This is a genomic window from Dyella sp. SYSU CM1112, assembly GCF_058216415.1.
This window is the reverse complement of record NZ_JBZEGI010000001.1, coordinates 80,484-93,779: the sequence shown is the minus strand read 5'-3', so window position 1 is coordinate 93,779 and position 13,296 is coordinate 80,484. Positions and strand designations below refer to the sequence as shown.

The following is a 13,296-nucleotide window of genomic DNA, read 5'->3' as shown; positions in this document are numbered from 1 at the left end:
AGCCCTGTGCCGAATCGCCAGCTCAGGCTTTCTCGACCTGACCGAACTCCAACTCTACAGGGGTAGAGCGGCCAAAGATCAGCACCGCCACGCGCAAACGACTCTTTTCGTAGTTGACTTCTTCGACGACGCCGTTGAAATCGTTGAACGGACCATCGGTGACGCGAACCATTTCACCTGGCTCGAACAACACCTTGGGTTTCGGCTTGTCCACACCTTCACGCACGCGACTCAGGATGGTATCGGCCTCACTGTCGCGAATTGGCATGGGACGATCGGCCGTGCCGCCAATGAAACCCATCACCTTCGGCGTCTCCTTGACCAAGTGCCAGCACTCGTCATCGATACGTGGCGCTTTACCTTCGGTATCGGTCTCGATCTGCACCAATACATAACCTGGAAAGAACTTGCGTTCGCTGCGTCGCTTCTGGCCACTGCGCATTTCCACTACTTCTTCAGTGGGCACCAGCACCTCGCCGAACTTCTCTTCCATGCCAGCACGATGAATGCGCTCGGCCAGGGATTTCTTAACCTGGTTCTCGAACCCGGAATAAGCATGAACTACATACCAACGCTTGCTCATCGCGGCGCTCCTCACGAACCCAGCTTCAATAGCCAGTCGAGCACGACCGACTTCAGGATTAGGTCAATCAGCCCCAGTAACAAAGAGAGCACGATGACCACAACAATAATGATGCCGGTCGTTTTGACGGTTTCATCCCGCGTGGGCCAGACCACCTTGCGCATCTCGAACTGAGACTCGGCAAGAAAATGGCGGGCACGCCGGCCTGGCGCCGTGAAAGCGGCAATTGCCAGTGAAACGATCACCGCAACGAGAATGGTGATCAGCCGCAGCGGTGAACTGGCACCGATATTGGTCAGATAGGTATATCCGACGAGGCCGGCCGCCAGCACCAGCACGGCCAGCACAAGCTTGCCAATATCGGCACCGCTCGTACCTTTGGACTGTTCAGCCTTGGTATTCATGCGTCTCTTATGGGTGATTCAAGCCGCATTGGTCTTACGACCTATCGGCCACCCACCATCATTTCCCAGGAAAGGTGGCACGCCAGGAGGGACTCGAACCCCCAACCTGCGGTTTTGGAGACCGCTGCTCTGCCAATTGAGCTACTGGCGTACGTTAAAAAACTAAAAGTGAAGTCGCTCGCTTTACGAGCCGCAAAGCCGCCTTTCGGCTAAGGGATTGGCAAATCCGCCGCCAACTCCGCACTTCACAGCCCGCACCGCGGGCGACTTCTCATACTACCGCTTACTTGATGATCTTGGCGACGACGCCCGCACCCACGGTGCGGCCACCCTCGCGAATCGCAAAACGCAGGCCTTCGCTCATCGCAATCGGCGCAATCAGCTCCACCGTCATTTTGATGTTGTCGCCCGGCATCACCATCTCCACGCCGTCCGGCAACTGGCACGCGCCCGTCACGTCCGTCGTGCGGAAGTAGAACTGCGGACGGTAACCCTTGAAGAACGGCGTATGACGGCCACCCTCTTCCTTCGACAGCACGTACACTTCCGCCTCGAAGTTGGTGTGCGGCGTGATCGAACCGGGCTTGGCCAGCACCTGTCCACGCTCCACGTCCTCGCGCTTCGTGCCACGCAGCAGCAGACCCACGTTGTCGCCCGCCTGGCCCTGGTCCAGCAGCTTGCGGAACATCTCCACGCCCGTCACCGTTGTCTTGGTGGTCGGACGGATGCCCACGATCTCGACTTCTTCGCCCACCTTGATGACGCCACTCTCCACGCGACCGGTCACTACTGTGCCGCGGCCGGAGATCGAGAACACGTCTTCCACCGGCATCAGGAAGGCCTTGTCCAGCGCACGCACCGGCTCGGGGATGTAGCTGTCCAGTGCTTCCACCAGCGCGATGATCGCCGGCACGCCAATCTCCGACTGGTCGCCTTCCAGCGCCTTCAGCGCCGAACCCTTGATGATCGGTGTGTCGTCGCCCGGGAAGTCGTACTTGCTCAGCAGTTCGCGCACTTCCATTTCCACCAGCTCAAGCAGCTCCGCGTCGTCCACCATGTCGGCCTTGTTCAGGAACACCACGATGTACGGCACGCCCACCTGACGGCTCAGCAGAATGTGCTCGCGCGTCTGCGGCATCGGGCCGTCCGCGGCCGAGCACACCAGGATCGCGCCGTCCATCTGCGCCGCACCCGTGATCATGTTCTTCACGTAGTCAGCATGGCCCGGGCAGTCCACGTGCGCGTAGTGACGGTTCGGCGATTCGTATTCCACGTGCGCCGTCGAAATCGTAATGCCGCGCGCCTTCTCTTCCGGCGCCGCGTCAATCTGATCGTACGCCTTGAATTCACCACCGAACCGCTCCGCGCCTATCTTCGTCAGCGCCGCCGTCAGCGTCGTCTTGCCGTGATCCACGTGACCTATCGTACCCACGTTTACGTGCGGCTTGGTGCGTTCGAATTTACCCTTTGCCATGAGCGTTCAATCCCAATGGAATCAGTGAGTGAAAAAGGAAACCTAAACGAAGTTGTCAGACGACCTTGCGATCGGCTCGCGTAGTGGTGCTCATGACTGGAATCGAACCAGCGACCTCTTCCTTACCAAGGAAGTGCTCTACCGACTGAGCTACATGAGCACAAAACACAACGACGAGATCAATGGAGCGGGAGACGGGAATCGAACCCGCACCATCAGCTTGGAAGGCTGAGGTTCTACCATTGAACTACTCCCGCCCTGCGCGGAACTCGTCTGCCGAACCGCATCGGCGCATTCAACCGCTTTTGCGATCTGCCTTCCAGCATGACTACGGTTGACCGTAGCAATCAACTGGTGGAGGGAGGTGGATTCGAACCACCGAAGGCGTAAGCCAGCAGATTTACAGTCTGCCCCCGTTGGCCGCTTGGGTATCCCTCCAACAAAGAACGGCTATTGTGTGGATCGGGGCCTGATGTGTCAACACCTTGCGAACCTAAAGCAGTCGATTTTTCCGAGATTTTCCCGCGCTAAACGACCAAGATCTTCAATCGTTTCCAGCACCGCGCGTGTCGACCAGCTGCCCCATGCTTTTGGAAACCTCGAGCAAATGCTGCGCCTGCTGCTGCAATCGACGTTCGTTGTCATCGCGCGGCATCCAAGGAGGCACCGGAGTCGGCTTGCCATCAGGCTTGTCCAGCGCAACAAACACCATCACACAACTCGTCGCGAGGCGCTCCTCGCCAGTACGCAGGTCACGCGCAAGTACATCCACGGCCATCTGCATGCTGGAAGTACCGGTATGAATCAATTTCGCCCGGACGCTGACAACATCACCGATCAGAATGGGCTTGACGAATTGGATGCCGCTGACCGCCGCCGTTACACAATAAGCGCCGCTCCAGCCAACCGCACAGGCATAACCAGCCTGATCGATCCATTTCATCACCATGCCGCCATGCACCTTGCCGCCGAAATTGACATCGGTAGGCTGCGCAAGGAAACGGAATGTCACTTCGTGCTGCTGGCCTGACATGCGATCTCCACCCGTGCATCCGTCGCGAAGGGCTCATTATGCTCTCTTGCCACGCCGTATCGTCACTCGCAGCGTCATAGGTGTGGTGAGCACTCCGCTGGGCGAAGGTCTTGCAGCACCCTCCGTGCGAAATCCGAAACGCAAATAGACCGACACAGCGCCACGTGTCGCATTGAGTGTGAAACAACGTGTCCCGGCACGCTGTATCGCATCTTGTAGCATGCGTTGCCAAAGTCGCCGGGCGATACCTCGCCCCTGATATCGCGTACCCACATAAAAATGGACCAAATGACTGTCGTCGCGTATCGACGCAACACCGACTAACGCTGCATCAAGATATGCCAGATAAAAGCGATGCCCCTGAATGATCTGCTTGCGAATGGTCGGCGCAGTCAGGCGCGAAAGCAGTCCAAGGCCAACCTCTTTCGGCTGATCGGGCAGCACCCATCGCCGCGCAACGCGACGGCTCAAAGCACCGATCGCTTGCGCATCCTCAAGTGTCGCCAATCGTATGCGTAACACGCCCTGAGACATATGCATTCAGTCTTCGCCCTATGCAAATGCCACATAAAAAAGCCTCGCTTGCGCGAGGCCTTTTACTCAGACATTGAACAGGAAGTGCAGCACGTCACCGTCCTTTACCGTGTACTCCTTACCTTCCTTACGCAGCTTTCCTGCAGTTGCCGCACCAGCTTCGCCTTTGTACTGGATGAAGTCCTGGTACGAGACCGTTTCCGCACGAATAAAGCCACGCTCAAAGTCGGTATGAATCACCCCGGCGGCCTGCGGTGCCGTAGCGCCGCGCTTGACCGTCCAGGCACGCACCTCTTTCTCGCCAGCCGTGAAATACGTTTGCAGGTTGAGGAGTTTATAGCCAGCGCGAATAACGCGATTGAGGCCAGGCTCGTCCAAACCGAGGTCTTTCAAGAATTCATCGCGGTCGGCATCGTCCAACTGCGCCAACTCTTCTTCGATCGCCGCACAAACCGGCACCACCTCTGCACCCTCATTTGCCGCACGCTGACGCACGGCATCAAGATGGGGATTGTTCTCGAAACCATCCTCGCGCACGTTGGCGATATACATCAGCGGCTTGAGCGTAAGCAGGAAAAGTTCGCGCACGAGCGCCGCTTCCTCATCATCCAGCCCCAAGCTCCGCGCAGATCTACCCTCGTTGAGGCCGGCGGCAAGCTTCTGCAATACCGGTCTCTTCGCCAAAGCATCCTTATCGTTAGCCTTAGCGGCGCGCTCTACTCGATTAAGCGCTTTCTCGACCGTATCGAGGTCAGCCAAGGCTAGTTCGGTATCGATGGTCTCGATATCGGCGATAGGATCGACCTTGCCCGCCACATGGACGATATCGGTGTGCTCGAAGCAGCGCACCACATGTGCGATCGCATCCACTTCGCGAATATGCGAGAGAAACTTGTTACCGAGCCCCTCACCCTTCGATGCGCCAGCCACCAGCCCGGCGATGTCCACGAACTCCACCGCGGTCGGCACCACTTTCTGCGGCTTGACGATGGCGGCCAGTTCGTTCAATCGAGGATCAGGCACGGGTACCACTCCTACGTTTGGCTCGATGGTGCAAAACGGAAAGTTGGCTGCAGCAATACCCGCCTTGGTCAGCGCATTGAACAAAGTGGATTTGCCGACGTTAGGCAGGCCGACGATGCCGCATTTGATGCCCATGGTTTCTCGATCCGAAAAATGAAAATTTGAAAAACGGAATAGTAGACGGCAAGTTGTCCGCTCACTGCTTCACTGGGGTATGCAACTGCTGCATGGCCTTGTCGAACTGCCCATCGACCGCCAGCGGCAACACATCCAGCGCACGCGCAATGCCATCCAGCATGGCGTCTTCATCCTTGACGGAAGGACGGCCCAGCACCCACGGCGTAACCTGATCCTTGTGGCCAGGATGACCGATACCAAGGCGCAAGCGATGAAATTTGCCGTGCCCCAAATGAGCCATGATGTCGCGCAAACCATTCTGGCCGCCATGACCACCATCGAACTTCAAGCGAACTGTGCCAGCAGGCAGATCGAGGTCATCATGGGCGACCAGGCATTCTTCGGGCTCGATCTTGTAATAGCGCAACGCGGAGGCAACGGCGATGCCACTCTTGTTCATGAAGGTGGCCGGCTTAAGCAACCACACCGATTCGCCACCAATACGCAGTTTGCAGGTTTCACCATGCAGCTTGCCGTCGAAACCGAAACGCTCGTTGTGCCCACTGGCAAGGGCGTCAACAAACCAGAACCCGGCGTTATGCCGGGTTCTGGGATATTCGGCACCGGGATTGCCCAGTCCGACAATGAGTCGTAGGCCTGCCATGGGTCGGAAGTTTGCCGCCAGCTTGGCCCCTCACTCGCACCCCTCTCCCCAGAAAGGAGAGGGGTAAGTCGAGGAGAAGCGAATTACTTCTTGGCTTCCTTGGAGGCGTCGGCGGCCGCTTGGCCTTCGGCGCCCTCAGCAGCCGGGGTTTCTTCTGCCTCTTCCTGCACAGTCACGGCGGAAACCACCGCCGCATCATGGTCAGCGCCCAGGTGCAGGGCCGGAATGTCGACGTTCGCCGGCAGCTTGATCTGCGACAGATGGATGATGTCGCCGGGCTTCAGGTCCGCCAAGTCGAGTTCGATGAACTCCGGCAGATCCTTCGGCAAGCAGGCCACTTCCACTTCGGTCAGGTTGTGCGACACCACCACGCCGGCGGTCTTGCCTGCCGGAGATTTTTCCTGGTTCAGGAAGTGGATCGGCACGTTCACGCGAATCGCTTCGTTCTCGTTGATGCGCTGGAAATCCATGTGCAGCATCTGCTGCTTGAACGGGTGCTTCTGCCAGTCACGCACCAGTACCTTCTGCACCTTGCCGTCGATATTCAGGTCGAGCACAGAAGAGAAAAACCATTCATGCTTGGCGGCGAGCAGGATGGTGTTGTGCTCGATCTGGATGCTCTCTGCGGGCTGGCCCGCGCCGTAAATTACTGCGGGCACAAAGGACGCGCGACGCAGGCGGCGGCTCGCACCTTTCCCCTCGTCTTTGCGGGCCTGCGCCGCGATTTCATGAGTCTTGGCCATGTTGGTATTGCCTTGGTCTGAAAGACCGCCTCACGGCGGTCGGATCGACTCTCCCGCGACCAGAAGAGCCAGAATACCCGCGGATGCGGGCGGAAAAGCGCACAAGTATACAAAAAAGGCGGCGAACTGCCCACCACCGACCTCTCCGCAACGCGCCTGGCTGGCGCCATCGCTCCGGTAAAGGCATGCCCCCGTTGACGCTCGCCACCCAAGCCATCACCCCGGTTCTACCAGGGCGACGAATGTCAGGGGAAATACATCAATCGATGTAAAGCGAACTGACCGACTCGCCAAAGGCGATACGACGTATCGTTTCGGCTAGCAGCTCGGCCACGGAAAGCTGGCGAATCTTGGCGCAGGCCTTGGCGTCATCACGCAGTGGCAGTGTATTGGTGACGACCAGCTGATCGAGCTGGGAACCTTCGATATTGCGGATCGCCGCACCGGACAGTACCGGGTGCACGCAATAAGCCACCACTTTGCGAGCACCACGCTCCTTCAGAGCTGCTGCGGCTGCACAAAGCGTACCGGCGGTATCGACGATATCATCCACCATTACGCAGGTTTTGCCTTCTACGTCGCCGATGATGTTCATCACCGTAGCCACGTTAGCCTTCGGGCGGCGCTTGTCGATGATGGCAAGATCAGCATCATCCAGGCGTTTGGCGATAGCGCGGGCGCGCACTACGCCACCCACATCAGGGCTGACCACAATCAGGTCATCCATGCTGTAGCTACGCCAGATATCCGCTAACAGGATCGGCGAAGCGTAGACGTTATCTACCGGCACATCGAAAAAACCCTGGATCTGGTCAGCATGTAGATCAACTGTCAGCACACGATCCACGCCGGAAGTGCCGATCAGGCGGGCGACCAGCTTGGCGGTAATCGGTACGCGGGCGGAGCGCGGACGGCGATCTTGGCGGGCATAACCGAAATACGGCATTACCGCCGTCACACTGGCGGCCGAGGCACGCTTGAGCGCATCCACCAGGGTCAGGAGCTCGAACAGATTCTCTGCGCTCGGCGCACCAGTCGGCTGCAACACGAACACTTCCTGGCGACGGACGTTTTCTTCGATCTCGATCTGCGCTTCGCCATCGCTGAACTTGCCGACGAGCGCCTTGCCCAATGGCACGCCCAGGCGATGAGCGACATCCTCGGCCAGGGCACGGTGTGCGTTGCCGGTAAACAGCATCGGACTGGACGTATCCACGGTTGTTTCCTCAGAACCAGGCGATTATTTAGGTCAATCTTGAAAAGACGGCCTGCCGCCCTTTCAACTCACCCTTCGAGCACACACCCGAGCAGGGCTTGGCGCGTCGAGCATATATGTACCCGATGCGTGGCAACCTATCCCTGGTTGCACAAACAGGGAGCCGCAAGACCCCCTGTTCAATATGGCTGGGGCGGTAGGATTCGAACCTACGCATGCGGGAATCAAAATCCCGTGCCTTAACCAGCTTGGCGACGCCCCAGTATTACTCAATTTTTTAACTTGCCTCCGAACGGGGCCGGTTCAACCCGTTGCATGTCGGGCCAACGCCCTATGCAACGGCGAAATCCCTACGCCCTCAGCCACCCAGGCTGTGAACGAAGTCGGACACCGCCTGGCGACCGCTTCGGCCCGTTCAGGTGTCGCCGTTTCGAGAAAAACGCAACGACCGTCGCCGGAAAGCCGGGCACCACCGTGGGATTCAAGCCAATCCAGCGCCGCAGCGATTCGAGGACAACGTGCGCGAGCAATCGGCTCGAACGCATTATCCAATGTTTCGCCGGAAGCAAAGGATGAAATTGTGGCTGGCGGCGCAAAGCGTGTCAATTCGATTTCATCCAGATCATGCGTTGCCGGCGCACTCTCGTGAGGATCCACCACGACATACCAGCGCCGTGGCAATTTGATGCTCCTGAGGCGATCGCCAACGCCTGTTATCCAGGCGGAACGACCGTGCACGAACGCCAGCACATCGGCCTTGAGCAGGCTTGCCAATTCACGTAGCTCGTCAGTACCAAGGCCCCCCTTCCAAAGGTGATTGAGCGCCATCAGTACCGTGGCGGCATGCGCACTGTATTCCCCCAGCCCGAGATTTGCGGGAATGCGCCTCTCTACTTCGATATCCGCGCCAAGACTTGCACCCAGGCGTTCGCGCAACAGCGCGGCAGCATCCAGCACAAGGCGACTGGATTCCATGTTCTGCTCGTCGATACCCTGGACGCGGATAGCGCCATCGTCCCGGGCCCGCAAGCGAATTTCATCGCTCCAATCGAGAAAATGGACCACCGCCTGCTGTTCGCGGCGACCGTCCTCACGCTCACCAATGAGGCGCAAAAAGAGCTGGAGCTTTGCCGGTGCTGGCCATGCTGTCCATTCATTCGCGACAGGCGGCGCAAGCGCTCGCGACATAAAAACCCGCAAGCTCTCAGGGAAACCGTTCTCCCGATCGCGATCACGCGCATAAGCATAGGCGGGATCTCGCTTGTCGACCACGCTGAAGCCATGCCCGCTGTAGAAAGGTGCATTCCAAGCAATATCCGCCAGCGTCCCCAGATCCACGCGACGATAGCCGGCCGCGCGTGCCCAGGCACATGCGTGTTCGAGCAAGGCAGCACCTATCCCGCGCCGGTGAAAAGCCGGCAACACATCAAGCTCGGCAATACCGATCACCTGACCATGCGGCTCTGCATCCAACCACACGAAACCTACCGGCTCGGCGATCTCATCAACCAGCGCCACCCAGACAAGTCCTCGCAGAATGTCTTGTTCCAGTTGTTCCGGCGGAATCGACATGGCGGAATAAAAAGGCCACGCCGCGTGCTCACGAAACATTTGGACGGCCGCCCGCTCGATGGAACAAAGGGTGCCAACGTGCGCCGTGCTAGCCCGTTCGATACGAAATGACATAGGAGAATCGGAAGAGGCGGTATTCACACCAAGTCCCGGTGCTGTTGCATGACTAATGCATGCTCCATGATTCGATCGCCAGCCGGACTTTATAGGGTGGTTTCTCGGCAAACACCTTCATCGGCAATGGCGGTTGGCGCGTGGTATCCCAGGCAGGATAACTGACCGTCCAACCATCCTGCTGCAATAGTGACGGCAGCTCGTTATCACCGAAACTCAACTCAGCCCCTGCTCCTTGGGCACGCACACCCAGCACCCAAGCGCGCAGCTCATCCAGGGGGACGTCCCAGCCCAGCGCTCGACGCATCAGTGCCTCCGCATTCGGACCACGTAGAGGACCGCCGTCCAGCCCCTCCAATACCGCCCCATCAGGGCCTCCCGTAAGACGGCAACTCCTGCCGATGATCGGAGCGCGCAAAGTGAATTCGTAGCGGTCGCCGTTTTGGATCCATGTCACGCTGCCGCTATCGGCCCGCTTTCCATTCGACACACCGATCCGGCCCTCAAGGGTCCAATGATCCGCGTTCCCCAGCTGCTGCTCGCGCGCCGCCTGTTGGGCAAGTGCGGCGGCATCACCCTTGTTGCGCACAAGTTGTGGCGGGGCGCATGCAGCCAACCACAGCAGCGGCAGCAGCCCTGCCAGCAAACGAAACGAAGGTATTTTCATGGCTGAAGGCGCTTCAAAGTTTGCTGCAGGCTAACGTTATGCGGGTCCATACGGCGCACTTCATCGAAGACTTGCTGCGCTTGCTCGTGCTGCCCCTGTTTCCAGAGTACTTCGCCCAGATGCACGCCAACATCGGCGTCTTTTCCTGATCGCCAGGCATTTTGCAACACTTGGACGGCTTCGTTGAGATGACCCAATCGATACTGCAGCCAGCCCCAGGAATCAGCAATCGAAGGATCGTTCGGTTTGGCCGCACGTGCGGCAGCGATCAGTTTTTCCGCCTCCGGCAGATCACGCCCCGCATCCGCGAGCGTGAAACCCAGCGCATTGCTGGCATCGATATCGTCCGGCTTGATCTGCAATAACCGGCGAAAATCCGCTATCGCCAAATCGGTCTTGCCAATCTCCGCATAGGCGAGACCTCGCCCGTAGAGGAGATCCGGATCATCTGGGGCCACTTGCAGTGCGTGGCTAAAAGCGTCTGCGGCTTCCGCATAGCGCTTGTCACGTAGATAGAGATCGGCATCCACTTCGTAGGCGCGACGCAACTGGGCCGGCTGATCAAGGTAGTCCGTCTGCACTTCCGCCAGTTGCTGATGCGCTTCTGCACTGCGCCCCAAATCCTGCAACAAGATCGCGCTGCGCAAGTCGGCATCAAAAGCGTGATCATCGTCGTCAGGCACTTGGTCATACCATTTCAACGCCTCCTTTTTATGACCAAGCACTTCGGCCAATTGACCAAGGAGATAAGCGCTGGAGCTGCGCACATCGTCGGGCGCCTGGGATAACTGCTTGTATACCTGTTCCAGGGTCTTGTTGTCCTTGGCATTGGCGGCCAGCGCAGCCCTTAGCGCGTAGGTCTGCGCGTTTTGCGGCCCTTTTTCCAGCAGGCGAGTGGCCTGGCCGTATTGGCCGCTCTGTCCGAGCAAGGATGCGTAAGTCAGGCGCAGGCCGATGTTGTTCGGGTCCTTGACTTGTGCCTGGCGCAGCAAATTGAGCCCCCCGGTGCGATCGCCGTTATTCAGCTTCAGCTGAGCAGCCCAGGCATAGGTTTCGGCCGTGCCGAAACGCCTCATCGCATCATCAGCAATTTGCTGAGCATAACCATGGCGCCCCAGTTGCTCACCCAGTTCGCTCATCGCCAACCATGCCTTGGGATCCGCTGGCAGACGGTCCGGGGTTGCCAGGGATTCCAACAGGGAAGCGGCGAGCGCCGGGTCGCGGCTGCCAATCAGTACACGGCCAAACATCCGCCACGCATCCTTGTCGCCACTGGCAATCAGCAGCGACAACTGACGCCTGGCCTCCTCGGTCTGGCCCTGCTCCACCGCAAGCTGGGCCCGCGCTTGCGCCAGCTGGCCCGGGCTGGCCCCCAGAGCTTGCCATCGATCGATCGACCGCCGTGCCGCGTCCGGATCATGCGTAGCGATAGCGAGTGCAGCCGCCTTGCTGGCGACTTCCGGGTCCTTTGACAGCATCATCGCTTTGTCATAAGCCTGCGATGCGGCCTTGAGATCGGCGCCGGACAATGCCATCTCACCGGCTAACAGCTGTGCCAGCAGATCGTGATCCTCGTCCGGCGTGGCGACCGTCATGCGGGCCAATGGCTGCGGCGGCGCCAGGGACGACGTACCGGCCCGATGGGGCACGGCGGCGCATCCGGCCACACCAAGCACAACCAACCATCCAGTTACAAACTGCCGCACTTGCTTGAACTTACCCGTCCCGCTCAGCACACTATTTCTCCAAACTACCCAATCCGTATATCCGGCGACACCATAGATGCTTAGTCTACGCTGGCCAGCATCCGCCGCCTCCATTCGCATCACGTCATGAAACTGATCGCCCTCGGGCTCAACCATCTCACCGCGCCGGTCAGCCTGCGCGAACAGGTGGTATTCGACGCTGAAGCGGCCGACACCGCGCTGCGCCAGCTTGCGCATGAACCCGGTGTCGACGAAGCGATGATTCTTTCCACCTGCAATCGCACCGAGCTTTACGTCAGCGTAACAGCAGGCGCGGAACACGTGCCGCAGGAATGGCTCAATCGACATCATCATCTGACTCCCGGCAAGCTTGACGAGTTCCTGTATCGCCATGATGACGAGGCGGCCGTGAGACACATGTTCCGGGTCGCAACGGGACTGGACTCCATGGTACTGGGCGAGCCGCAAATCCTTGGCCAGGTCAAGGACGCTTACCAGAAGGCGCGCCAGGCTAATGCGCTGAAAACACCGATGGATCGCCTCCTGCAACACACGTTTGCGGTAGCCAAGCGCATTCGCACCGATACGCAGATCGGAGCGCATACCGTTTCAGTGGCCTTTACCGCCGTGCGGCTGGCCGAACGGGTCTTCACGGATTTGCGCCAAGCTTGCGTCTTGCTGATCGGCGCGGGTGACACCATCGAACTGGCTGTGCGCCATCTTGCCGAAAAACAGGTGCGACGACTGATCGTGGCCAATCGTACCTTGGAAAATGCGCAGGAACTTGCCAGCCGTCATGGCGGCTACGCCATTGCGCTGCACGATCTTCCGCAGCATCTGGCCGAAGCCGATATCGTCATCGCCTCGACCGCGGCACGGCAGCCGGTGCTGACACGCGCCGTGGTGGAAAAAGCCATTGCCGTACGCCGCCGCAAACCCATGTTCATGGTCGACATTGCGGTACCGCGCGACATCGAACCATCCGTCGGCGAGCTTGAAGACGTGTATCTCTATGGCATCGACGATCTGCACCAAGTCATCGATGACAATCGCCGCTCGCGTGAAACTGCCGCGCGCGAGGCAGATGCGATCATCGACCTGCAGGTCGAACGCTACATGGCCTGGCGCCGCGCGCTTACGATAAAGAATCCCGCGGTGGACCTGCGCCTGCATGCCGAAATCTATCGCGACCAGGTATTGGAAAAAGCACGCGCCATGCTCGCGCGTGGCAAGTCGCCGGACGAGGCACTCTCGTTCCTGGCCAATACCCTGACCAACAAACTCCTGCATCACCCCAGTGCGCGGTTGCGCGAAGCCACGCTCAGCGGCGATCACGATTTGCTGCACGCAGCCGGACGTCTATACGGCTTGGACGAAAAAGCAGGGACCACAGAAGACTAGCGAGTGCGGCTGGCTGCCGCGCTTCATCTTCTTCCCGTCAAACCG

The 13,296-nt window shown here is 59.0% G+C and carries 13 protein-coding genes and 5 tRNA genes; 1 reads left to right on the top strand and 17 read right to left on the bottom strand.

Annotation, left to right across the window (positions count from 1 at the left end; all coding sequences use genetic code 11):
- Window positions 1-22: 22 nt before the first annotated feature.
- From nusG to AC4HNJ_RS00450, 17 genes are all read right to left on the bottom strand, one after another.
- Entirely contained in the window at window positions 23-583 is a 561-nt protein-coding gene (gene nusG, locus AC4HNJ_RS00530) for a transcription termination/antitermination protein NusG (protein WP_490477581.1), read from the bottom strand.
- 11 nt (window positions 584-594) lie between these two features.
- Window positions 595-987 (bottom strand): preprotein translocase subunit SecE, encoded by a 393-nt coding sequence (gene secE, locus AC4HNJ_RS00525; protein WP_490477580.1) that lies wholly within the window; start codon window positions 985-987, stop codon window positions 595-597.
- A 75-nt stretch (window positions 988-1,062) separates the two neighbouring features.
- Window positions 1,063-1,138, bottom strand: a tRNA-Trp gene (locus AC4HNJ_RS00520).
- Between the two features lie 132 nt (window positions 1,139-1,270).
- Window positions 1,271-2,461, bottom strand: a complete 1,191-nt coding sequence (gene tuf, locus AC4HNJ_RS00515; protein WP_490477579.1) for an elongation factor Tu — start codon at window positions 2,459-2,461, stop codon at window positions 1,271-1,273.
- An 84-nt stretch (window positions 2,462-2,545) separates the two neighbouring features.
- A tRNA-Thr gene (locus tag AC4HNJ_RS00510) sits at window positions 2,546-2,621 on the bottom strand.
- A gap of 23 nt (window positions 2,622-2,644) precedes the next feature.
- A tRNA-Gly gene (locus tag AC4HNJ_RS00505) sits at window positions 2,645-2,718 on the bottom strand.
- A gap of 95 nt (window positions 2,719-2,813) precedes the next feature.
- Window positions 2,814-2,899: transfer RNA gene (locus tag AC4HNJ_RS00500), tRNA-Tyr, on the bottom strand.
- A gap of 106 nt (window positions 2,900-3,005) precedes the next feature.
- Window positions 3,006-3,494 (bottom strand): acyl-CoA thioesterase, encoded by a 489-nt coding sequence (locus AC4HNJ_RS00495; RefSeq protein WP_490477578.1) that lies wholly within the window; start codon window positions 3,492-3,494, stop codon window positions 3,006-3,008.
- Between the two features lie 36 nt (window positions 3,495-3,530).
- Window positions 3,531-4,034, bottom strand: coding sequence for a GNAT family N-acetyltransferase (locus AC4HNJ_RS00490; RefSeq protein WP_490477577.1), 504 nt, complete (start codon window positions 4,032-4,034; stop codon window positions 3,531-3,533).
- Between the two features lie 60 nt (window positions 4,035-4,094).
- The gene (ychF, locus tag AC4HNJ_RS00485) at window positions 4,095-5,186 is read right to left on the bottom strand and encodes a redox-regulated ATPase YchF (protein WP_490477576.1); all 1,092 of its coding nucleotides are present in this window, start codon (window positions 5,184-5,186) and stop codon (window positions 4,095-4,097) included.
- Between the two features lie 61 nt (window positions 5,187-5,247).
- The gene (pth, locus tag AC4HNJ_RS00480) at window positions 5,248-5,832 is read right to left on the bottom strand and encodes an aminoacyl-tRNA hydrolase (protein ID WP_490477575.1); all 585 of its coding nucleotides are present in this window, start codon (window positions 5,830-5,832) and stop codon (window positions 5,248-5,250) included.
- A gap of 83 nt (window positions 5,833-5,915) precedes the next feature.
- The gene (locus tag AC4HNJ_RS00475; RefSeq protein WP_490477574.1) at window positions 5,916-6,575 is read right to left on the bottom strand and encodes a 50S ribosomal protein L25/general stress protein Ctc; all 660 of its coding nucleotides are present in this window, start codon (window positions 6,573-6,575) and stop codon (window positions 5,916-5,918) included.
- 259 nt (window positions 6,576-6,834) lie between these two features.
- On the bottom strand, window positions 6,835-7,773 hold the full coding sequence (locus AC4HNJ_RS00470; protein WP_490478073.1) for a ribose-phosphate diphosphokinase: 939 nt from the start codon (window positions 7,771-7,773) through the stop codon (window positions 6,835-6,837).
- A 203-nt stretch (window positions 7,774-7,976) separates the two neighbouring features.
- Window positions 7,977-8,053, bottom strand: a tRNA-Gln gene (locus tag AC4HNJ_RS00465).
- A 41-nt stretch (window positions 8,054-8,094) separates the two neighbouring features.
- Entirely contained in the window at window positions 8,095-9,477 is a 1,383-nt protein-coding gene (ispE, locus tag AC4HNJ_RS00460) for a 4-(cytidine 5'-diphospho)-2-C-methyl-D-erythritol kinase (RefSeq protein WP_490477573.1), read from the bottom strand.
- Between the two features lie 52 nt (window positions 9,478-9,529).
- On the bottom strand, window positions 9,530-10,144 hold the full coding sequence (lolB, locus tag AC4HNJ_RS00455; RefSeq protein ID WP_490477572.1) for a lipoprotein insertase outer membrane protein LolB: 615 nt from the start codon (window positions 10,142-10,144) through the stop codon (window positions 9,530-9,532).
- Window positions 10,141-11,880: a tetratricopeptide repeat protein gene (locus AC4HNJ_RS00450; protein WP_490477571.1), complete on the bottom strand. Its 1,740-nt coding sequence runs from the start codon at window positions 11,878-11,880 to the stop codon at window positions 10,141-10,143. The genes lolB and AC4HNJ_RS00450 overlap by 4 nt, the downstream gene beginning before the upstream one ends.
- A gap of 96 nt (window positions 11,881-11,976) precedes the next feature.
- Here AC4HNJ_RS00450 and hemA point away from each other — a divergent pair, with 96 nt between their 5' ends.
- The gene (hemA, locus tag AC4HNJ_RS00445) at window positions 11,977-13,251 is read left to right on the top strand and encodes a glutamyl-tRNA reductase (RefSeq protein ID WP_490477570.1); all 1,275 of its coding nucleotides are present in this window, start codon (window positions 11,977-11,979) and stop codon (window positions 13,249-13,251) included.
- Window positions 13,252-13,296 lie beyond the last annotated feature (45 nt).